Genomic DNA, 20,493 nt, shown 5'->3' on the forward strand with positions numbered 1-20,493 from the left:
GACTGTTAACCTCGGCGAGAGATAGCTGGCTCGTATTGCTCGATCGCGATAGGCGTCGGGTCACCGAGGGAGGGTGACGACATGGGCGCGAAGTTCGCGTCGGCACAACCCGTCAACGCGCACCCGGCCCGGGACATCCGCCGGTACGCCGGGGCGGTGGAGGCCATCGGCGCCTTCGTGGGCGCGGTCATCGCCGGACTGCTGCTGATGGCGCCCCTCGACGTCGGCGCCACCACCGGGCCCAGCTTCCAGCTCGATCTGCTGGTACTCAATATGCCGCGCGCCGCCGCGGCGGGCGCGGTCTTCGCCGTGGTCTCGGCCGCGCTGGCCATCGCACTCGGCCGGCGTACCGCCTGGGTGGCGGCGGCCGGCAGTTCGCTCGTGCTGCTGCTCGATCGCCTGTTCACCGGGCAGGCCGTCGACAACGGGAACCTCACCACCGTCAATTACGTCGACTCGATCTTCAGCGGCATCCTGCTGGGTGCGCTCGCGGTCGCCGTCTTCGGCAGGCGCGCCGCCACTTCCGCCTATCTCATCGGCGCGCTCGGCGCGATTCTGCTCGGCGACCAGACGTCGCTACCCAGCGAGAACCGGCACGATCCGCTGATCTCCTGGGCCGCCACCGCGATACCGCCGCTGTGGATGTTCTTCCTCGCCGTCGCGCTGCTGGCCGCCGGACTGCTGCTGCAACGGCCGGCGCCGCACCATCATCCGAACAGTGATCTGCCCATCGGGCCGATCGTCGCCGCACTGCTGCTGGTCGCCGCCACCGAACTGTCCACCGAATGGGTTGTGCGACATACCGGGACGTCCACACAGGTCACCATCGCCGCCGTGATCACGGTGATCGCCGCGCTGGTGGCGGCGCTGCTGCTACCGGGCCGGGACGGGATGCTGGTGCTGCTGTCGGTCGCGATCGCCAACGCCGGCAGCGCGATCATCGCCGTGCCACGGCCCGAATGGTCCGCGCCGCTGCCGATGATCGCGGTCGTGGCCGGACTCTTCGCCGGTCGCCGGTGGCCGCTGCCCTGGGCAGGGTTGTGGGGGACCGCGGGTTTGTCGGTGTTCGCGGCCTGCACCGCGGGTACCGCGCACGGGACCGCGCTCGTGCCGGTGCTCGGCATCACCGCGACCGGGCTGCTGGTCGGCTACTGCTTCGGCGCGGCCGTACCCCGCAGTGCGGGCAGCGCGGTGGTGGCCATCGCCGTCCTGATCGTGCCGTCCCTGGTGGTCGCCTTGCGCGGCAGCAGCTTCGGGCGGATCGCGTATTCGCCGCAGTGGTACCGCGATCCGGAGGGCGCGGCGTCCGCGGTGCCCGGCTGGGTGGCGCTGGCGGTCACGCTGGGCTGCGGCATCGGGATGTTCATCCTCTATCGGCTGCGGACCTCACCGGCCGTGCGCCGCCGGATCGTCGCGCGAAAGTCGAAACCGATTCGCGAGGTTCAGCGGCCGAATCGGGCGTTCACCCAGGCGACCGCGTCCGGGTAGGAGGCCGCCAGCAGGCCGCGGTGATCCGCGCCCGGATAGGTGCGGTACTGCACCGGCTGTCCCGCCAGTTTCTGCTGCGCCACCATGGCGGTGGTGGCGACCGCCGGGACCGTGGTGTCCGCCGTGCCCTGCAAAACCAGGAGGGGCTGCGCGAAAGTCAGTGTGCTGGGGTCGTTCTCGTTCAGGACACGGGACAGCGCGCTGTCGTCACCGCCGGGGGTGAAGACTTCCGCCGCCGAGATGCCGCCCCACGAATCCTTGCCCCGCAACTGGCCGATACAGGTCGCATCCGCCAGCGGCAGCATGGAATCGCTACGCGGGGTGAGGAATCGGGCCGGGTCCAGGTCCGACACGGTCTGCGCACCGCGAATGAGCAAGGGCAGGAACGACGTCGAACCGCCGGTGACCGGAGCCAGCACGGCCGCCGCCCCGGCCGTGGTGGCCGCCTGCGACGCCTGCACACCCGTCCCGATATGCGAGGCCGGCGCCATGGCGACCGCGCCGAGCAGCTGCATGTCCGGCGCCCACGCCTGGGCCCGCGCATCGGTGAAGACCGCCGCCTGCCCGCCCTGCGAATGCCCCATGGCCACCCAGCGCGTGCCGATCTCCGGCTCGACCTCCCGTGCGGCCCTTGCCATATCGGTCACGGCCCGCTGTTCCGCGGTCCCGATGAGATATCCGTGCGGGCCGGGCGTGCCGAGTCCCTGATAGTCGGTCTGCGCGATCGCGTAGCCCGCCGCGATCCACTGCGCCTGCGTCGTACGCACCAGCGAGGTGTAGTCGTGCGCCGGGAATTCCGGTGAGGTGTCGCGGGAGGGCGCGCAGACGTCCGCCACGCCGGTGGTGCCGTGCGCCCACGAGATGAGCGGCCAGCCACCCGGCGGCGGCGTACCTTCCGGCACGGCCAGGGTGCCCGAGACGGCCACCGTCTCGCCCCGCATATCGACGGATCGATAGAGCACCAGGTAGTTTCGCGCACCCGGCAGCCCGGGATCGCCGGTGATGGGCCGCAGCTGGATCACCGTGCCGTGCGGGCCGGGGACCCGATCCGCCTCGGGCGTATAGAAGGCGAGGCCCTGCTCGTCGGAAACCGATGCCGCGGGGGCGGGTCCGGTCGCACCGGCGAGCGCGTCCCCGGAAACCGGTGCGGCGCTCGCCGGTCCGGCCACGCCCGCGAGGGCGGCCGTCAGGATGACAGCGAGGTGGCCGGTGCGTCGGTACATACCCCAAAACATACCGGTCCGTTGCCCTTTCTCGCGGGAAGGCGAGACGAGCAGTCCGAGAACGACCACCGGCCCCGCCGCTCAGAGCGTCGCGTCCAGCCAATCGAATATGCGCCCCACCGCAAGTCGCTGCGCCCCCGCATGACAGTGCGCGTCGGCGCCCTCCTCCGCGGTGAAGCTCGACAACCGCTTCGGACCGGTCAGCGCCCGATAGAGCCGCCGCGGCTCCGACTCCTCCGGCGTGTCACCGGCGAAGAAGAGATCATCGGCGGCCTCACACACCAGCACCGGACACGTGATCCGCTCGGCGATGCCGTCCATCACGTGATAGTCCAGGTAAGCGGCGAGGAACCGGCGATCGGTCGGCGCACCCATCACATAGCGGCCGTGATCGCACGCCCAGCGCAGCACCGGACTCTTCGCCCGCGCGGCGGCGATCAGCTCGTCGAACTCGTCATCACGCTCGGCGCGCGCCCGCCGTTCGAGCTCGGCACGCTCGAGACCGAGCAATCCGGTGAACACCGAACTCCCGTCGTACACGCCGTCCACGGCGACGACCGCCGCCAGCCGCGGCTCGAAAGCGGCCGCTCGCGGCGCCAGCACGCCACCCAGACTCACCCCGAGCAGACCGATACGCGCCGGATCGACACCCGGATCGGTGAGCAGGAAATCCAGCACCGGGCCCACCACCTGCTCCCAATCCGGCCGGAACACCAAGCCGTCCCGGTGAATCGCGCCCGGCTGCCCCGGACCATCGAAGGTGAGCACGTGGTAGCCGCGCTCGTGCCCGCCCAGCGCGCCGAAGTAGTGCAATTCCTCGGCGCTGCCGTCGAATCCGTTGTGCATCACCAGCGTCGGCCGCGGGCCCGGACCCGGCGCGCGATAGAAGTAACCGCGCAATGTCGTCGTCTCGTAAGGGATTTCGACCGGCTCCAGCCAGGGGATGCGGGCCGCGGCGGCATCGAAGCATTCGACGCCGCGCCGGTACGCGTAGTCGATGCGCGGATCCGCGGGAGTGCCGTGCAGGAAGAACTCGGCGGCCCGGAAGTAGGTCGAGGCCCGCAGGAAACCGTCGCGGGCGCTGATCGGCTGGGCCGCAGCCGCTTCGGCGGCCACCCGCTCGGCCGTCGCCAGCCACGCATCGTGCCAGCCGTCGTAATCACCGGCGGTGATCCGGGAAGCGGTGGACAAGACCTCGCCGAAATCGGCGCCGCCGTAACTCGCATGACCGAACAGGCGCAGGGTCTCGAACCAGAACTGGGCGTCGTCCTCGAACAGCAGTCGTCTCATCGGAACTCCTCGGTCACGAAGGTGCGGAAAGAGCGGGGCGGGCGACCGGTCACCCGCTCGACGGTGTCGGTGACCCGGTCCTCGGCGCCGGTGCGGATGCCGTCGTCCAGGTCCGCCAGCACCGCGGCGAAATCGGCGGGGATGCCGTGCGCGGTGAGATGCCGGGCGAACTCGGGCGGGGTCAGGGTGCGGTGCCGGACGGGTCGTCCGGTCCGCCGGGCGATGGTGGCGGCCGCGTCGGTGTAGCTCAGCGCCTCCGGCCCGGTGAGGACGTGATCGGTGTTGTGGGGGAGGTCGTCGATCAACGCGTGACCCGCCACGGCGGCGATATCGGCCGCGTGGACGAAACCCACCCGGCCCTCGCCGGTCGCGGTGACGAACTCGCCGGCGCGGACGCCCTGGGCGACCGCGTGGGCGCCGGTGAAGTTCTGCATGAACCACGACGGGCGCAGTACCGCCCATTCGGGGACGGTTTCGCGGACCAGGCTGTGCAGCTCACCCAGGCCCGGAGCGCCCTCGGGGATCGCGCTCGAACTCAGCAGCACCACGCGTCGTACGCCCCGCCGAATCGCCTGGCGGAGCAGCGGTTCCACCAGTGGCAGGGGATCCGCCACGCCGATCGGGGCGATGAGATAGACGGCCGAGATGCCGTCCAGGGCGGGCCCGTGGGATTCAGGATCGGACCAATCGAAGCGAATATCACCTTCCCGCAAAGGCTTTCGTGTGGCCAGCCGGGCAGGGACACCACGCTCGCGCAGGAAGCCGCTTACCCGGCTGCCGGTGGTGCCGGTCGCGCCGAGGACGAGCACCTCACGCATGACTGCCGCCGAACGCGGTCGTCAGAGTATCGAGGCCGCCCATCGCCTCGGCGGCGGCGAGCGGACTCCAATAGTCGCGATAGTGCTGAATCTCGCCGTCGCGCACCGTGATCACGGCGATATAGCGCAGGCGGTAGTCCCGGCCGGTGGCGACCACGATGCCCGACGCCTCGAACTCGGCGATCACCACCTCGGGATCGGTGCTCTGATGCACCGTGGGCTCGGGGATGGCGCGGATATCCAGGAGTGCGGGGTAGTCGCGCAGGTACTCCTCGATCGCGGCCCGGCCCTCGATCCGGGGCGGATAGCCGGGTGCGGCGAAGGGGAATTCCAGGACGCCCTGCTCGGACCAGAGTCCGGCGAAGCCGGTCATGTCCTTGGCGAGCAGCAGTGCGAGTGCGTGATGTACCAGTTCACGAGGGTTCATCGAGACCTCCAAAGGATCGGACGAGACGGTACCGTCCCGACGTCAGGATAGGCGGGACGGTACCGTCCCGTCCATACGCTAGGCTGCTCCTCATGACACGTCGCCCGGCCACCGGCGCAGCCGTGCTGCAGCCCGAACTCACCCGATCCATCACCGAAGCGGTGCTGGACGAACTCGCCGAACAGGGCTACGCGCGGCTCTCGATGGAGGCCGTCGCCAAACGCGCGGGCGTCGGCAAGAGCGCCCTGTACCGGCGCTGGCCGGCCAAACAGGCCATGGTGATCGCGGTACTCGCGGAATTCAGCGTCGGACGCGCGGACATCGCCGACACCGGATCACTGCGCGGCGACCTGTACGCGGTGCTCGAAGGCGTGCTGGAATGGCTTGCGCACCCGCGCTTTTCGCGCATACTGCCGGACCTGGTCGCGGAGACCGTCCGTAATCCGGAACTCGGCGACATCGTGACATCCATGATCGGCGACCCGCGCCGCGAACGCGGCGCCCGGGTCCTGCAGCGGGCCATCGCACGCGGTGAACTGCCCGCCGACCTGGACCTGGAACTCGCCCTCGATCTCGTCGCGGCGCCGATCTACTGGCGGCTCTCCGTCCGCGGCGGCACCCTCGAGCCGGGATACCTCGACACGCTGCTCGACGCACTGCTCCCGGCACTGGCGGCCTCAGTGCGCCGGTAGCTCACGCTCATCGTATTCCGATCGCGCGGAATGGATTTCACTGATGTGCGCATAGGACCAGGCGCGCAGTTCCGCCACCGCCGACGCCAGGCTGCGGCCCAGCGGGGTCAGCGTGTACTCGACCGTGACCGGGACGGTCGGGAAGACCGTGCGCTCCACGATGCCGTCACGCTCCAGCGCGCGCAGGGTCTGGGTGAGCATCTTCTGCGTGATGCCCTGGATCTTGCGGCGCAACTCCGAGAAGCGCTGCGTGCCCGGCTCCAGGGCCAGCAGGACCAGACCCGTCCAGCGTTCGCCGACGCGATCGAAAATCTGGCGGGACGGGCAGTTGATGCTGAAGACATCCCACTCCGGAACGCCTTCTACCTCGATGGTTTCCACCAGGTACCTATACCACCAAATACTGCCTTCTTCCGAGGAGATACCGGCCGCCATAACGTTCGTACCAAGCAGGAACGAACAAGGAGCAACACCATGAAGGCACTGACCGCCACCGCCGACGACCGCGTCATCACCTTCGCGGAGGTCGCCGAACCCGCACCCGCCGCCGGCCAGGCGGTCATCGCCGTCGACGCGTTCTCGGTCAACCGCGGCGACTTCTTCGCGCTCACCGGGGTTTACGGCACCGACCCGGAGCCCGGCCACGTCCCCGGACAGGACGTCACCGGCCGCGTCCTGCACGCCGCCGCCGACGGCACCGGGCCGGCCGTGGGCACCCGCGTCATCGCACACGCCGCCGGCGGCGGCTGGGCCGAACGCGTCGCCGTCACCACCGACGCCATCGCCGAACTGCCCGAAGGCCTTCCGGCCACCGCGGCCGCCACCCTGCCGCTGGCGGGCCTCACCGCGCTGCGCCTCATCCGGCGGGCCGGGGACCTGAACGGCAAGCGGCTGCTCATCACCGGCGCCACCGGCGGCGTCGGCCACCTCGTGGTCGAACTCGCCCTCGCCGCCGGCGCGACCGTCACCGCGGTCACCGCCACCCGGGAACGCGGGCAGCGCCTCGCCGACTTCGGCGCCCGCATCATCACCGAGATCGACGAGAACGCCGGGCAATTCGACCTCATCATGGAATCGGTCGGCGGCGACACCTTCACCGCCGCCCTCGGCCGGCTGGTCCCCGGCGGCACCGTAATCTGGTTCGGCCAAGCAGGCCGCGAGCCGATCCGATTGGACTTCTTCGCACTGTTCGGCGTGACGCCCTTCACCCTGCACCACTTCCCGCACTGGGTGTCGGACCGGACCGACGCCGAAGACCTCGCCGAACTGGTCCGGCTGGCCGGAACCGGTGTCATCCACCCGGAACTCGGCCGCACCGCCGACTGGGCCGAAACCGCCACGGTCCTCACGGATCTGGTGAACCGCCGCATTCGCGGCAACGCGGCCCTCACCATCGCCTGACCCCCGCACCACGAAAACCCCTGCACCAGACAAGGATCGACGTCATGACCACCGAGCAGACCCGCACCCTCATCCTCGACTACATCGAAGCCCTGCGCACCGGCCAGGCCGCCGACCGCCGCGCCGAGTTCTTCACCGAGGACGCCACCTGGACCCTGGGCGGTGACCTGCCCACCTCGCGCACCTGGAAGGGCCGCGACGAGATCTTCGGCGGCTTCCTCACCCAGATGGTCGCCCGCTTCGACCTCACCCAGCCGGTCAGCCAGGAGGTCCACACCGTCCTCGCCGACGGCGACCGCGCCCTCGCCGAATGGACCACCCACGCCACCACCATCGACGGCGAACCGTACGACAACGACGTCGCCATCGTCTTCCACGTCGTCGACGGCAAAATCGCCTCGGGCCGTGAGTATTTCGACACCGCCTACGCCGGCCGTCTGCTCTTCGGCCGCCCCTGACGGTCCCGGACGCAGCGTCCGATACCCGCCAGCAACCATCCGGCCACCCCGGCAAGGTGAAAACCATGAATTCGCGTTTCGAATCGAAGGTATTCATTGTCACCGGCGGCAGCTCGGGAATCGGCCTGGCAGTGGCGGATCGGCTGGCGGCAGAAGGCGCGACCGTCGTAATCGGAGCGCGCCGTACGGAAGTGGGCGAGAAAGCCGCCGCGGACATTCGTGACCGCGGCGGCAAAGCCGTCTTCGTCCCGGCGGACGTGACACGGGAAGACGACGCCGCACGATTGGTCGGCGAAGCGCTCGACAGGTTCGGGAAACTCGACGGCGCCTTCAACAACGCCGGCAGCATCGAAGCCCCCGGCGAGGTCCGGACCCTGAGCTCGGCCGACTGGGCCACCGAACTCACCACCAACCTGACCAGCGTCTTCCACTGCCTCAAGCATCAGATCCCGGCCGTCACCCGCACCCGCGGAGCCATCGTCAACAACGCCTCCAATATGGGATCGGTCGCCCTCCCCGGCATGAGCGCCTACATCGCCGCCAAACACGGCGTGGTCGGCCTCACGAAAGCCGCCGCCCTCGAAGTCGCCGATTCGGGCGTCCGCATCAACGCCATCAACACCGGCGGCGTCGACACCCCACTCGGCCGCAGCTCGGCGGGCTCCGACGAAGTCCTCGCCCAGATCGCCGCCCTGCACCCGGTGAACCGCCTCGCGAAACCGGAAGAAATCGCACCCCTCGTCGCCCTCCTGCTGAGCGACGAATCCTCCTTCATCACCGGCGCCGCCCTCGCCATCGACGGCGGATTCACCGCCCGCTGAACAGGATTCGGCACACACCCGGAAAACCGGAACGGCCCCGATCGGAAATTCCGATCGGGGCCGTTCGTTGTGCCCTCGGCAGGATTCGAACCTGCGGCCTTCTGCTCCGGAGGCAGACGCTCTATCCCCTGAGCTACGAGGGCGGGGATGGTCCCGTCCGGTCTCCCGGTCGGGCTGGGAAAGCGTATCGCATCGGGTGCGATGCGCCAAAAACATTAGCGGACCGGGCGTTTCTCGATCGGCGCCCGGTCCGGGCACATCGTTGCCGGGTAGTGGATCAGCTGAGGGGGAGGGGGGAGACCTTGCGGGCGGCCAGCATCTGGGTCATCTGGTCGGCCTCGTTCTGCTGGGTTTTCTGCATGCTCTCGGCCAGGGAACGGATCTCGTCGGTGTCGGCGTGCTTGACCGCGTACACGATCATCGGCATGCCGCCCTGATGGTGACGCAACATGAGCTGCAGGAACATGGTGTCCAGCGCCGGGCCGGTGGTCTGCTGCAAGGTGGCCATCTCCTGGTTGGAGGCCATGCCCGGCATGGACTGCACCGGGCCCATCTTCGTGCCGCCGCCCATGTTCATGCCGTCATGACCGGACATGTCCGTCATCCAGCCCATGTAGCCGTCGGCGCCGAGGAACGGCTTGCCCCACTGCTGCAGCCAGCCCTGCATGCGGCCCGCCTGATTCGCCTGCGTGGTGAGAATGTCGTAGGCGAGCCGCTTCACCTCCGGATCCACCGCGCCCGCCAATTCGATGCTCGACATCTGCACCGCCTGGGTGTGATGCACCGACATGTCCTGGGAGAAGCCGACATCCACCGCGTTCGGCGTGTCCGACGCCTTGTGCGTGGAGTTGCTGACCAGCATGCCGCCGGCGAAACCGACGAGCAGCACACCCACCACCGCCAGGATCAGCAGCACCGACCGCTGGTTGCGGCCCGGCTGCTGGATCGGCTCGGCGGTGGGATCCGGCTCGGAACTGCGATCGGGTACGTCGGACATGAACGGCGGCGTCACTGCGTCGGAGCCGGCTGCTCCGGCTGCTGGGAGCCGGGCGCGTCGGTCGGTGCCGGAATGGACGGAATACCGTTCGGCAGACCCGGAATACCGCCGGGCAGGCCACCCGGCAGACCGCCGCCGGGCAGGCCGCCACCCGGCATGCCGCCGCCCAGCTCGGTCTGATCCTGCTGAATACCCTTACCGTCCATCGGAATGGCGTCCGCACCCGGCGGGGTCGGATCGAACGGCGGCGGGTTGTCCACATTGAAGGTCGGGTTGGCGCAGTCGGCGCCCACCTCGGGGTAGGTGTTCTGGTTCAGCCGCAGCGCGGTGAAGAACTCGTTGATGCGCTTGTCGTCCGGGCTGTTCAGCTTCAGCTGATGACCCCACGACTGCAGCGAGATCGCCGAATCCAGGCCCGGGTACGGCGACATCAGGCTGTACGGCTTGCCCTTCACCTTCGCGGCGAGCGTGTCGATGCCGCTCTTGCTCACCTTGTCCGGGTTGTAGGCGATCCAGATCGCACCGTGCTCCAGCGAATGCACGGCATTCTCCGTGCGGATCGCCTTCGGGTACACCACACCGGTGCACGCCGCCCACGACGCATCGTGCGGGCCGCCGAACGGCGGTGCCTGGTCGTAGGCCACCCGCTGCGTCGCCGCCACATGCAGACCGGCCGGGTACTCCTTCTTCACCACACCGGAGATGTGATCCGACGGATCCTTGTCCTGCGCGGTCGGCGTGAACTTGTCGGCTTCCTGCTTGTCCTGGATCTTCGGCACCAGCACCCAGGCGATACCGCCGATCAGGGCGATGATGCAGGCCACCGCGGCGATCATCATCCAGGGCAGCTGGCGCTTACCGCCTAACTTGCCGCCGGAGCCGCTCTTCCTGGACGAGTTCGAGGATTTGCCCGCGGCCTTGATCGCTTTGGCCGACTTGGCACTGGTCTTGCTCGGCATCGCTCGTTGCGCTCTTTTCGACGTGTCGGACAATCAAACGATGCCGCCGCATCGTTTGCTGGGCGCCTGCCCGGTAGGTGCCCGCTTACTGTGTTCACCTGCTCGGACCATAGGATAGTGACTCGTGACTCCAGCTGACCTTGCAGATCTCCTTCGTAGCGTCGCCGCGAAGGTACTTGTCGAACGCGGATCCGACCCAGCGGTCCTGCCCGACGAGGTCAAGGTGGAGCGTCCCCGCAATCCCGAGCACGGTGACTATGCCACGAATGTGGCCATGCAGGTAGGTAAGAAGGCGGGCATGAACCCCCGCGACTTCGCCACCGCACTCGCCGAGGCGCTGTCGAAAGCCGAGGGCATCGAGGTCGCGGAGGTCGCCGGACCCGGCTTCCTGAACATCCGGCTGGCCAAGGCCGCCCAGGGCGCGATCGTCGAGACCATCCTCGCCGCGGGCGAGAAGTACGGCACCGCAGCCGCTCTCGCGGGCTCGAAGATCAATCTCGAATTCGTGTCGGCCAACCCGACCGGCCCCATCCACCTGGGTGGCACCCGCTGGGCCGCCGTCGGTGACGCGCTGGGCCGGATCCTGTCGGCGCAGGGCGCGGAGGTCACCCGCGAGTACTACTTCAACGATCACGGCGCGCAGATCGACCGCTTCGCCAACTCGCTGGTCGCCGCCGCCACCGGGCAGCCGACGCCCGAGGACGGTTATGCGGGCGCCTACATCGGTGAGATCGCCGACACGGTAGTCGCCGCGCACCCCGGCTTGCTGAGTCAATCCGCCGCCGAGCAGCACGAACTGTTCCGGCGCGAGGGCGTCGAGTTGATGTTCGGACGGATCAAGCAGAACCTGCACGAGTTCGGCGTCGACTTCGACGTGTACTTCAACGAGAGTTCTCTGTTCGCCTCCGGCGCGGTCGAGAAGGCCATCGAGACGCTGAAGGCCTCCGGCAAGCTGTACGAGAAGGACGGCGCCTGGTGGATCGCCTCCACCGAATACGGCGACGACAAGGACCGCGTCGTCATCAAGAGCGACGGCAAGTCCGCCTACATCGGTGGTGACATCGCCTACTTCCAGGACAAGCGGGCGCGCGGCTTCGACCTGTGCATCTACATGCTGGGCGCCGACCACCACGGCTACATCGGCCGGCTGAAGGCCGCCGCCGCGGCGTTCGGCGACGACCCGAACGTGGTCGAGGTGCTCATCGGTCAGATGGTGAACCTGGTCAAGGACGGCACGGCCGTCAAGATGAGCAAGCGCGCGGGAACCGTTGTCACACTGGACGATCTGGTCGAACTGATCGGCGTCGACGCCGCCCGCTACTCGCTGGTGCGCTGGTCGGTGAACACCAGCATCGACATCGATCTGGACCTGTGGACCAAGGCCGACAGCGAGAACCCGGTCTACTACGTGCAGTACGCGCACGCGCGCACGAACCAGATCATCGGGAACTCGGCCGCGTTCGACTACGCGTCGGTGACACCGGATTTCGCCCTGCTCACGTCCGACCGCGAGGGTGAGGTCATCCGCACCCTCGGTGAATACCCGCGCGTCGTCGCCACCGCCGCCGAAACGCGCGAACCCCACCGCGTCGTCCGCTACCTCGAGGAGCTGGCCGGCGCGTACCACCCGTTCCAGTCCGACAAGGCGCTGCGCGTGATCCCGCAGGGCGACGAGCCCGTCACCCCGGTGCACGCGGCCCGTCTCGAACTGGTCAAAGCCACCCGTCAGGTTCTCGCCAACGGCCTCGGGCTGCTAGGCGTCAGTGCTCCGGAGCGTATGTGATGAGTGCCCACCCCGCAGGTCCCCGCCACGAAGGCATCCCGCCCGCCCCGAATCTGCCGGAGCGCCCGGCGAATTCGGCGACCATGATCGACCTGCCCGCGAACGTGTGGCCCCGCAACGCCACCCGCGACGCCGACGGCGTGGTGCGCCTGGCGGGCGTGCCGGTGCACGAACTGGCCGCCGAATTCGGCACCCCGCTCTTCGTCATCGACGAGGACGACTTCCGCTCCCGCTGCCGCGATATGGTCCGCGCCTTCGGTCCGGGCGCACGAGTCCACTACGCCTCCAAGGCGTTCCTGTGCGGCGAGATCGCGCGCTGGATCCGCGACGAGGGCCTGCGCCTGGACGTCTGCTCCGGCGGCGAGCTGGCCGTGGCGCTGAACGCCGGCTTCCCGGCCGAGCGAATCGCCCTGCACGGCAACAACAAATCCGTGCGCGAGCTGGAGACCGCGGTCGAGACCGGCGTCGGCGACGTGGTGCTCGACTCGCTCATCGAGATCGAGCGGCTGGAAGCCGTCGCCAAGCGGGCGGGCAAGGTCCAGGAAGTACTGGTCCGCGTCACCGTTGGCGTGGAAGCCCACACCCACGAATACATTTCGACCGCGCACGAGGACCAGAAGTTCGGCTTCTCCATCGCCGCCGGCGACGCCATGCAGGCCATCGCCCGGGTCTTCGAATCCGACAACCTGCGCCTGGTCGGCCTGCACTCGCACATCGGCTCGCAGATCTTCGAGATCGACGGCTTCGAGATCGCCGTGCGCCGCATGCTCGGCCTGCTGCGCGAGGTCGCCGACAAGTTCGGTCCCGAGCGCGCCGCCCAGGTGCATGTGCTGGATATCGGTGGCGGACTGGGCATTTCGTACCTGCCGAACGACGCGCCGCCCGCTCTCGACGACTTCGCCGCCAACCTGCGCCGCATCGTCGCCGAGGAAGCCGATCGCGCCGGACTGCCCGTGCCGACCATCGCGGTCGAGCCGGGCCGCGCCATCGCCGGGCCCGGCACCGTCACGCTGTACGAGGTCGGCACCATCAAGGATGTGGTGCTGGACGCGGGCGCTCGCCGCCGCTACGTCAGCATCGACGGCGGCATGAGCGACAATCTCCGGCCCGCGCTCTACCAGGCCGAATACGACTGCCGGCTGGTTTCGCGCTCCAGCGACGCCGAGCCCGTCGTGGCGCGAGTGGTCGGAAAGCATTGCGAGAGTGGCGACATCATCATCCGCGATACCTGGCTCCCGGCCGATGTCGGCCCGGGCGACCTGGTGGCGGTGGCGGCGACCGGCGCGTATTGCTATTCGATGTCGAGCCGATACAACTTGCTCACCCGGCCCGCGGTGGTCGCTGTGCGAGACGGCAAGGCGCGCTTGATCCTTCGCCGTGAGACGGTGGAGGACCTACTGAGCTTGGAGGTGAAGGCATGACCGAGGCGAAGAACAGCACCACGGCGAGCCGTGCAAAGGTTGCAGCGCAGGGCGTGTGGGGATCGGATCATCCGATCGGCGTGGCGGTCCTCGGCATGGGCACGGTCGGCACGGAGGTGGTGCGCATCATCCGCGACCACGCCAGCGACCTGTGCAACCGTGTCGGCGCCCCCGTCGTGCTGCGCGGCGTCGCGGTCCGCGACGCGAGCAAGGACCGCGGCATCCCGGCCGAACTCCTCACCACGGACGCCGAAAAGCTCATCGCCCGTGACGATGTCGACATCGTGGTGGAGGTCATGGGCGGCATCGATCCGGCCCGCGCCCTCATCGCCCAGGCCCTGAACCACGGCAAGTCCGTCGTCACCGCCAACAAGGCGCTGCTCGCCGACTACACCGGCGAACTCGCGCACGCGGCCGAAAACCACCGCGCCGACCTGTATTTCGAGGCCGCCGTGGCCGGCGCCATCCCGGTCGTGCGCCCGCTCATCCAGTCGCTGTCCGGCGATCGGGTGAACCGCGTGGTGGGAATCGTGAACGGCACCACCAACTTCATCCTCTCGGCCATGTCCGAGACCGGCGCCGACTACTCCGACGTGCTCGCCGAGGCCACCCGCCTGGGCTACGCCGAGGCCGACCCGACCGCCGACGTGGAGGGCTACGACGCCGCCGCCAAGGCCGCCATCCTCGCCTCGGTCGCCTTCCACACCCGCGTCACCTCCGGCGATGTGTACCGCGAGGGCATCTCGCAGATCACCGCCGAGGACCTGGAGACCGCCGCGGCCGTCGGCTGCACGGTGAAACTGCTGGCCATGGCCGAGCGCGTCACCGACGACGGCGGCAAGGAATCCATCTCGGTGCGCGTCTACCCGGCCCTCATCCCGCGCAAGCACCCCCTCGCCACCGTCAACGGCGCGTTCAACGCCGTGGTCGTGGAGGCCGAGAACGCGGGCCGCCTGATGTTCTACGGGCAGGGCGCCGGCGGCGCGCCGACCGCCTCCGCCGTGATGGGTGACCTGGTCATGGCGGCGCGCAACAAGTTCTTCGGTGGCCGGGCGCCCGGCGAGTCGGTTTATGCTGAGCTGCCGATCGCTTCGATCGGCGACACCCCCACCCGTTATCACGTGAACATGCAGGTCGCCGACCGCACCGGCGTTTTACAGGCGGTGGCGGGCGAATTCGCCAAGCACGGCGTCAGCATCTCGACGGTCCGCCAGGAAGGCCACGACACCGAGGGCGCGCGCCTGGTCGTGGTGACCCACCACGCGCAGGAATCAGCGCTGGCAGATACGGTTGCCGCGTTGGCCGAACTGGACTCCGTCACGTCCGTGACCAGTGTTCTGAGATTGGAAGGCACCGAGGAATGAGTGCAACCGCACGGGCTGCTACCCACAAGCCGTGGCCCGGCCTCATCGATGCGTACCGGGATCGCCTCGCGATTCCCGCCGACTGGCAGGCCGTCACGCTCTTCGAGGGCGGCACGCCGCTGGTGCCCGCGCATCACCTCTCCGAGCTCACCGGCTGTGAGGTGTACCTCAAGGTAGAGGGCGCGAACCCGACCGGTTCCTTCAAGGACCGCGGCATGACCATGGCCATGACCGACGCCAAGTACAACGGCAAGACCGCCGTGCTGTGCGCCTCCACGGGCAACACCTCGGCCTCGGCCGCCGCGTACGCGACCCGTGCGGGCCTGCACTGCGCCGTTCTGATTCCGCAGGGCAAGATCGCCATGGGCAAGCTGGCCCAGGCCGTCATGCTCGGCGCGAAGATCATCCAGGTCGACGGCAACTTCGACGACTGCCTGGAACTGGCCCGCAAGGTCACCTCCGATTTCCCCGAGGTCGGCCTGGTGAACTCGGTGAATCCGGCCCGCATCGAGGGCCAGAAGACCGCGGCCTTCGAGATCGTGGACGCGCTCGGCAAGGCGCCCGACGTGCACGCGCTGCCCGTCGGCAACGCGGGCAACATCACCGCGTACTGGAAGGGCTACAGCGAGTACCACGCCGACGGCATCACCACCTCGCGCCCGCGCATGCTGGGCGTGCAGGCCGCCGGCGCCGCACCGCTGGTCAACGGCGCTCCGGTGTCGAACCCGGAGACCATCGCCACCGCCATCCGGATCGGCGCGCCCGCGTCCTGGAACGGTGCGATGGCCGCCAAAGAGGAGTCCGGCGGCGCCTTCCGCGCGGCCACCGACGACGAGATCCTGGCCGCCTACCGCCTGGTCGCGGCCAAGGAGGGCGTGTTCGTGGAACCCGCCTCCGCCGCCTCGATCGCCGGCCTGCTGGCCGCCCGCCAGGAGGGCTGGCTGGATTCCGGCCTCACCGTGGTCTGCACGGTGACCGGCAACGGCCTCAAGGACCCGGACAACGCCCTCAAGGGCATGCCCGAGGTCAAGCCCATCGCCGTCGACCCCGTGGCCGTGGCGCACGAACTCGAGCTGGCCTGAGTTGAATTCGCGCGAAGGTCAGCTCATGACGAGGACGCTGCCCGCCGGAATCTCCGTCACCGTGCGGGTTCCGGCGTCCAGCGCCAATCTGGGCCCGGGGTTCGATTCCCTCGGAATCGCTTTGGGCCTGTACGACGAGATCACGGTGTCCACCACGGACACCGGGCTCGCCATCCGGGTCGAGGGGGAGGGCGCCGACGACGTGCCCTGGGGCCCTTCGCATCTGGTGGTGCGCGCCATCGAACGCGGCCTGCAGGCCGCGGGGGTCTGGGCGGACGGCCTGGACGTGGTGTGCCGCAACGTGATTCCGCACTCGCGGGGGCTGGGTTCCTCGGCCTCGGCGGTGGTCGGCGGGCTGGCCGCCGGGCGTGGCCTGGCCGCCAAGTTCGATCCCGAACTCGCCTACGACGACGCCGTGATGGTGCAGCTGGCCTCGGAATTCGAGGGTCACCCCGATAACGCCTCGGCCAGCGTGCTGGGGGGAATCGTGGTGTCCTGGACCGAAACCGACCGCCCCGCAGAGGGAAACGGCGCCGAGCACCACCGCTCCGTCGACCCGCGCTTCCGCCTGTACCGCGCCGTACGCTTGGCGCCGCATGCGAGCCTGCGCCCGGTCGTGCTGATCCCCGAGGAGCGCTCCTCCACCGCGCACACCCGCGGCCTGCTCCCGGACATGGTTCCGCACGTGGATGCGGCTTTCAATGCGAGTCGTGCGGCCCTCGCGGTAGTGGCCTTGACGCAGCGCCCCGATCTGCTGATGCCCGCCACCGCGGACCGGCTACACCAGGGTTACCGCGCCTCCGCGCTGCCGCTCACCACCAAATGGATCGAACGACTGCGCAACGCCGGCATCCCCGCCACCGTGTCGGGCGCGGGACCGACCGTGCTCGCCTTCGCGACCAGCGAATTCCCGTCCGAACTGCGTGAACTCGCCATCGCCGACGGCCTGCGCGTACTCGAACCCGGAATTGCCGACGGCGTATCCGTGGATTGACAGCGTGCCTGCCTTGCCGATGCAAAAGGCGGGAGCTATCCTGAGCGAGTCCGTACATCGTGCGCGTCAGACGCCGGTGCTTCATCAGGGCAATCGCTCCAGAGGCTCCTTGCTCAGGCTCGAGGCTTGAGGCTCGAAACTTGGGGGTAGCCAGTCAACTGGAATGATCTCTCCCACCTTTTTTCTCGGTGGCGGAGCCCACGCGGTGGTGCCCCCACCGACCCGGCGGGGCAGGCGATACGGCATCCGAGTCCGGCGTACGACCGGACTGCAGGAGGAACCCTCGAACAGGCAAAAGGCACTCGAGGGAAGGAAAGGATTTCCGTGACAGATACGGACCTGCTCGCGACACCCGGGGTGGACAGTGATTCAGACTCCTCGGACCGCGATAGTGACTCCGGACAGATTTCGAAGATGAGTGAACAAACCGACGTCGCACGATCGGGGCTGACTGGAATGTTGTTGCCGCAGTTGCGTGCGCTCGCGGGAGAACTCGGTATCCGAGGCACTTCCGGGATGCGTAAGGGTGATCTCATCGCCGCCATAAAGGAGAACCAGGCAGGCGCCGCCAAGCCGGTCACGGAGGCCAAGGCCACCCGGACCCGCACCGACGCCAAGGGCGAGAAGGCCGCGACCTCCGCGCCTGCCGCCGACGCCGCTCCCAAGGCGGAAACCGCTCCGGCCAAGGCCGAGGCGAAGACCGTGCAGGCGCAGGCTCCGGCCAAGACCGCCGAGCCGGTGCGCGAAAACGCCAGTGAGGCGCGCGAATCCAAGCGCGAAGAGGGCTCCAAGCGCGAAGAGAACGACGGCGCTCGCGCCGAGGGCGGCGAGGACAGCCGCGAGGGTGGCCAGCGCGGCCGCGGACGGCAGCGCCGGGGCCGCGAGCAGCGGGCCGCCGCCGCGACTGCCAACGCCGAGGGCAACCGTTCCGAGGGTAACCGCGGCGAGGGCAATCGCGCCGCCGAAGCCACCCGGGCCGAGAGCAATCGCGCCAATGCCGAGAGCAATGCCGCCGACACCGCCGAGAAGGCGGATCAGGACGGCGGCGAGCGTCGCCGCGACCGCAACAACCAGAACGGTGGCGGTCAGAACCAGCAGAGCCAGAACGGCACCGCGCGCGGCAACGATCGAAACAACAACCGCGGCAACGATCGTGGGAACGATCGCAATGACCGCAACGACGACGACGAGGAAGGCGGCCGCGGCCGCCGGGGACGTCGCTTCCGCGAGCGTCGCCGCGGGCGGGACCGCGAAGGCACCGCCACCGGTGGCGAGACCCGCGAGATGGAGATCCGCGAGGACGACGTCCTGCAGCCGGTCGCCGGCATTCTCGACGTGCTCGACAACTACGCGTTCGTCCGCACCTCCGGCTACCTGGCCGGTCCGAACGACGTGTACGTGTCGATGAACCTGGTCCGCAAGAACGGCCTGCGCCGCGGTGACGCCATCACCGGCGCGGTCCGCGCTCCGCGGGACGGCGATCAGAGCAACCAGCGCCAGAAGTTCGATCCGCTGGTGCGGCTGGACACGGTCAACGGCTCGGACACCGAAAGTGCCAAGCGCCGACCGGAATTCAACAAGCTCACCCCGCTGTACCCGAACCAGCGCCTGCGGCTGGAGACCCAGCCCAACAAGCTGACCACGCGCATCATCGACCTGATCATGCCGATCGGTAAGGGTCAGCGCGCACTGATCGTGTCCCCGCCCAAGGCGGGTAAGACGATGGTCATCCAGGACATCGCCAACGCGATCGCCACCAACAACCCCGAGTGCTACCTGATGGTCGTGCTGGTGGACGAGCGTCCCGAGGAAGTGACCGATATGCAGCGCTCCGTGCGCGGCGAGGTCATCGCCTCCACGTTCGACCGCCCGCCGAGCGATCACACCTCGGTCGCCGAACTCGCCATCGAGCGGGCGAAGCGTCTGGTGGAGATGGGCCAGGACGTCGTGGTGCTGCTCGACTCGATCACCCGATTGGGCCGCGCGTACAACAACTCCTCGCCGGCGTCGGGCCGAATCCTTTCCGGTGGTGTGGATTCCACCGCGCTGTACCCGCCCAAGCGGTTCCTCGGCGCGGCCCGCAATATCGAGAACGGTGGCTCGCTCACCATTATCGCGACCGCCCTGGTCGAGACCGGTTCCACCGGTGACACCGTCATCTTCGAAGAGTTCAAGGGCACGGGTAACGCCGAGCTCAAGCTCGATCGCAAGATCGCGGAGCGGCGCGTGTTCCCGGCCGTGGACGTCAACCTGTCCAGTACTCGCCGCGACGATCTGCTGATGTCGCCGGACGAGGCGGCGGTGCTGCACAAGCTACGGCGCGTGCTGTCCGGCCTGGACTCGCATCAGGCGATCGACTTGATGGTGGACCGGTTGAAGAAGACCAAGTCCAATATCGAGTTCCTGATGACGGTTTCGAAGACCGCACCGGGCGCGCTGGACGAATAAGCCTGGCGCACAGCCGGTAAGAAGAATTTGGTTGCGACGGCGACCCCGCTCGGGTGGGGTCGCCGTCGCATTTCCGGCAGCGTAGGTGTCGCTGCCGGAAGCGGGCGGGGGCTGTAGAAGAACAGCCCGATCAGTGCGGCTCCGACGATCATGAAGCCGAGGATGAGGGCGGTTGCGGTGCCGGGCTGGCCGCCCGGCACCGCAACCGCTGCGTAGGTGAGAGTGCCGTCCCCCTGCGGCGGGGCTGGGGCCAGGGTTTGGGTCCCCGCCGTGGCGGCCGACTCTCCGGGAGCCGTCAGCCAGCCCAGCACTACGAGCAGGCTCAGTGTGGCCAGGACCACCCCCGCGACGGTTTCCGCGCGGCGCCGGCTCCGATCTCCGGTCCCGGCGTGCGCGCCGACCGGGGTAGTTACCCCTGCTGTCGCGTCCTGCCTGGTCACGGCCGTTCCTTCCGTAGTCGCAGAGCTATCTCTCACCTGGTGCAAACTCTATGAACATCAGTGTTCGCATTCCTGAGTAGCCGACTACTCGTCTTTCAGCCTCGCTCGAGACCCCGAAATATGCGTGCCCGTAGTTCTTGGGGGGACGCCTTTCGTCCACGAACAGACATTACGCCCGCACCCCTGGGAACCGGCTGTGAAAAGACCGATGAGTTCCTCCGAACTGGCGGTGAAACCGCTGGTCGCGGCGTTTTCCCCGTCCCAGGAATAAGCAGGGTCCGGCCGATGTCTATACTTGCCAGTCGGCAACCATGCCTAGTCGGTTCCGGTTCACGTCCTCGCGAGGACAGCTACACACCTTCGCGGCGGCGACCCGGCGACCATTGA

19 protein-coding genes and 1 tRNA gene are annotated in these 20,493 nt (G+C 68.6%); 11 read left to right on the top strand and 9 right to left on the bottom strand.

All coding sequences use genetic code 11. The annotated features are described in order from the left end of the window. Positions 1 to 81 precede the first annotated feature (81 nt). Positions 82 to 1,488, top strand: coding sequence for a hypothetical protein (locus ACH438_RS19525; RefSeq protein ID WP_397007043.1), 1,407 nt, complete (start codon positions 82 to 84; stop codon positions 1,486 to 1,488). Here the strand turns inward: ACH438_RS19525 and ACH438_RS19530 are convergent. From ACH438_RS19530 to ACH438_RS19545, 4 genes are all read right to left on the bottom strand, one after another. Then, positions 1,443 to 2,711, bottom strand: a complete 1,269-nt coding sequence (locus tag ACH438_RS19530) for an alpha/beta hydrolase family protein (protein WP_397007045.1) — start codon at positions 2,709 to 2,711, stop codon at positions 1,443 to 1,445. The two genes, ACH438_RS19525 and ACH438_RS19530, sit on opposite strands and share 46 nt — an antisense overlap. Before the next feature lie 81 nt (positions 2,712 to 2,792). Next, complete coding sequence (locus ACH438_RS19535) at positions 2,793 to 4,001, bottom strand: dipeptidyl aminopeptidase (protein WP_397007047.1); 1,209 nt, start codon at positions 3,999 to 4,001, stop codon at positions 2,793 to 2,795. Further along, complete coding sequence (locus ACH438_RS19540) at positions 3,998 to 4,819, bottom strand: NAD(P)H-binding protein (RefSeq protein WP_397007049.1); 822 nt, start codon at positions 4,817 to 4,819, stop codon at positions 3,998 to 4,000. The genes ACH438_RS19535 and ACH438_RS19540 overlap by 4 nt, the downstream gene beginning before the upstream one ends. Next, on the bottom strand, positions 4,812 to 5,246 hold the full coding sequence (locus ACH438_RS19545) for a nuclear transport factor 2 family protein (protein ID WP_397007051.1): 435 nt from the start codon (positions 5,244 to 5,246) through the stop codon (positions 4,812 to 4,814). The genes ACH438_RS19540 and ACH438_RS19545 overlap by 8 nt, the downstream gene beginning before the upstream one ends. A 92-nt stretch (positions 5,247 to 5,338) precedes the next feature. Between ACH438_RS19545 and ACH438_RS19550 the strand changes: the two genes are divergently transcribed. Next, the gene (locus tag ACH438_RS19550; protein ID WP_397007053.1) at positions 5,339 to 5,938 is read left to right on the top strand and encodes a TetR/AcrR family transcriptional regulator; all 600 of its coding nucleotides are present in this window, start codon (positions 5,339 to 5,341) and stop codon (positions 5,936 to 5,938) included. Here the strand turns inward: ACH438_RS19550 and ACH438_RS19555 are convergent. Beyond that, positions 5,924 to 6,319 carry a winged helix-turn-helix transcriptional regulator gene (locus ACH438_RS19555; RefSeq protein ID WP_397007055.1) on the bottom strand — a complete coding sequence of 132 codons (396 nt, stop codon included), beginning with the start codon at positions 6,317 to 6,319 and terminating at the stop codon, positions 5,924 to 5,926. The two genes, ACH438_RS19550 and ACH438_RS19555, sit on opposite strands and share 15 nt — an antisense overlap. A gap of 93 nt (positions 6,320 to 6,412) precedes the next feature. On the opposite strand from ACH438_RS19555, the gene ACH438_RS19560 reads away from it, so the two are divergent. The 3 genes from ACH438_RS19560 (at position 6,413) to ACH438_RS19570 (ending at position 8,618) form a co-directional block, all read left to right on the top strand. Beyond that, a complete protein-coding gene (locus tag ACH438_RS19560) occupies positions 6,413 to 7,339 on the top strand; it encodes a zinc-binding dehydrogenase (RefSeq protein WP_397007057.1) in 927 nt (308 codons plus the stop codon). 44 nt (positions 7,340 to 7,383) lie between these two features. Further along, positions 7,384 to 7,797, top strand: coding sequence for a nuclear transport factor 2 family protein (locus tag ACH438_RS19565; RefSeq protein ID WP_397007059.1), 414 nt, complete (start codon positions 7,384 to 7,386; stop codon positions 7,795 to 7,797). A gap of 65 nt (positions 7,798 to 7,862) precedes the next feature. Continuing rightward, on the top strand, positions 7,863 to 8,618 hold the full coding sequence (locus ACH438_RS19570; protein WP_397007061.1) for an SDR family NAD(P)-dependent oxidoreductase: 756 nt from the start codon (positions 7,863 to 7,865) through the stop codon (positions 8,616 to 8,618). A 70-nt stretch (positions 8,619 to 8,688) separates the two neighbouring features. Here ACH438_RS19570 and ACH438_RS19575 read toward each other — a convergent pair. From ACH438_RS19575 to ACH438_RS19585, 3 genes are all read right to left on the bottom strand, one after another. After that, positions 8,689 to 8,761 (bottom strand) — tRNA-Arg (locus tag ACH438_RS19575). A 134-nt stretch (positions 8,762 to 8,895) separates the two neighbouring features. Beyond that, a complete protein-coding gene (locus ACH438_RS19580; RefSeq protein ID WP_397007063.1) occupies positions 8,896 to 9,615 on the bottom strand; it encodes a DUF305 domain-containing protein in 720 nt (239 codons plus the stop codon). Positions 9,616 to 9,626: 11 nt separating this feature from the next. Continuing rightward, positions 9,627 to 10,574, bottom strand: a complete 948-nt coding sequence (locus ACH438_RS19585) for a DUF3105 domain-containing protein (RefSeq protein WP_397007065.1) — start codon at positions 10,572 to 10,574, stop codon at positions 9,627 to 9,629. A 124-nt stretch (positions 10,575 to 10,698) separates the two neighbouring features. On the opposite strand from ACH438_RS19585, the gene argS reads away from it, so the two are divergent. The 6 genes from argS (at position 10,699) to rho (ending at position 19,666) form a co-directional block, all read left to right on the top strand. Next, positions 10,699 to 12,357 carry an arginine--tRNA ligase gene (argS, locus tag ACH438_RS19590; RefSeq protein ID WP_397007067.1) on the top strand — a complete coding sequence of 553 codons (1,659 nt, stop codon included), beginning with the start codon at positions 10,699 to 10,701 and terminating at the stop codon, positions 12,355 to 12,357. Beyond that, positions 12,357 to 13,778, top strand: a complete 1,422-nt coding sequence (lysA, locus tag ACH438_RS19595) for a diaminopimelate decarboxylase (protein ID WP_397007069.1) — start codon at positions 12,357 to 12,359, stop codon at positions 13,776 to 13,778. Before argS ends, lysA begins: the two co-directional genes overlap by 1 nt. Further along, on the top strand, positions 13,775 to 15,142 hold the full coding sequence (locus ACH438_RS19600) for a homoserine dehydrogenase (RefSeq protein WP_397007071.1): 1,368 nt from the start codon (positions 13,775 to 13,777) through the stop codon (positions 15,140 to 15,142). Before lysA ends, ACH438_RS19600 begins: the two co-directional genes overlap by 4 nt. Beyond that, the gene (gene thrC / locus ACH438_RS19605) at positions 15,139 to 16,224 is read left to right on the top strand and encodes a threonine synthase (RefSeq protein ID WP_397007073.1); all 1,086 of its coding nucleotides are present in this window, start codon (positions 15,139 to 15,141) and stop codon (positions 16,222 to 16,224) included. The genes ACH438_RS19600 and thrC overlap by 4 nt, the downstream gene beginning before the upstream one ends. Positions 16,225 to 16,249: 25 nt before the next feature. Next, positions 16,250 to 17,218 (top strand): homoserine kinase, encoded by a 969-nt coding sequence (thrB, locus tag ACH438_RS19610; RefSeq protein WP_397007075.1) that lies wholly within the window; start codon positions 16,250 to 16,252, stop codon positions 17,216 to 17,218. 324 nt (positions 17,219 to 17,542) lie between these two features. Then, positions 17,543 to 19,666, top strand: coding sequence for a transcription termination factor Rho (rho, locus tag ACH438_RS19615; RefSeq protein WP_397007077.1), 2,124 nt, complete (start codon positions 17,543 to 17,545; stop codon positions 19,664 to 19,666). On the opposite strand, the gene ACH438_RS19620 is transcribed toward rho, so the two are convergent. Continuing rightward, positions 19,564 to 20,106 (bottom strand): hypothetical protein, encoded by a 543-nt coding sequence (locus ACH438_RS19620; protein ID WP_397007079.1) that lies wholly within the window; start codon positions 20,104 to 20,106, stop codon positions 19,564 to 19,566. The two genes, rho and ACH438_RS19620, sit on opposite strands and share 103 nt — an antisense overlap. Positions 20,107 to 20,493: the final 387 nt, after the last annotated feature.

Origin of the sequence: Nocardia sp. NPDC020380 (genome assembly GCF_044386975.1) — a bacterium.
Classification (GTDB): domain Bacteria; phylum Actinomycetota; class Actinomycetes; order Mycobacteriales; family Mycobacteriaceae; genus Nocardia.

Coding starts and splice junctions, on each gene's coding strand:
- ACH438_RS19525 (WP_397007043.1), top strand. CDS start 82: ATGGGCGCGAAGTTCGCGTCGGCACAACCCGTCAACGCGCACCCGGCC.
- ACH438_RS19530 (WP_397007045.1), bottom strand. CDS start 2,711: ATGTACCGACGCACCGGCCACCTCGCTGTCATCCTGACGGCCGCCCTC.
- ACH438_RS19535 (WP_397007047.1), bottom strand. CDS start 4,001: ATGAGACGACTGCTGTTCGAGGACGACGCCCAGTTCTGGTTCGAGACC.
- ACH438_RS19540 (WP_397007049.1), bottom strand. CDS start 4,819: ATGCGTGAGGTGCTCGTCCTCGGCGCGACCGGCACCACCGGCAGCCGG.
- ACH438_RS19545 (WP_397007051.1), bottom strand. CDS start 5,246: ATGAACCCTCGTGAACTGGTACATCACGCACTCGCACTGCTGCTCGCC.
- ACH438_RS19550 (WP_397007053.1), top strand. CDS start 5,339: ATGACACGTCGCCCGGCCACCGGCGCAGCCGTGCTGCAGCCCGAACTC.
- ACH438_RS19560 (WP_397007057.1), top strand. CDS start 6,413: ATGAAGGCACTGACCGCCACCGCCGACGACCGCGTCATCACCTTCGCG.
- ACH438_RS19565 (WP_397007059.1), top strand. CDS start 7,384: ATGACCACCGAGCAGACCCGCACCCTCATCCTCGACTACATCGAAGCC.
- ACH438_RS19570 (WP_397007061.1), top strand. CDS start 7,863: ATGAATTCGCGTTTCGAATCGAAGGTATTCATTGTCACCGGCGGCAGC.
- ACH438_RS19580 (WP_397007063.1), bottom strand. CDS start 9,615: ATGTCCGACGTACCCGATCGCAGTTCCGAGCCGGATCCCACCGCCGAG.
- ACH438_RS19585 (WP_397007065.1), bottom strand. CDS start 10,574: ATGCCGAGCAAGACCAGTGCCAAGTCGGCCAAAGCGATCAAGGCCGCG.
- lysA (WP_397007069.1), top strand. CDS start 12,357: ATGAGTGCCCACCCCGCAGGTCCCCGCCACGAAGGCATCCCGCCCGCC.
- ACH438_RS19600 (WP_397007071.1), top strand. CDS start 13,775: ATGACCGAGGCGAAGAACAGCACCACGGCGAGCCGTGCAAAGGTTGCA.
- thrC (WP_397007073.1), top strand. CDS start 15,139: ATGAGTGCAACCGCACGGGCTGCTACCCACAAGCCGTGGCCCGGCCTC.
- thrB (WP_397007075.1), top strand. CDS start 16,250: ATGACGAGGACGCTGCCCGCCGGAATCTCCGTCACCGTGCGGGTTCCG.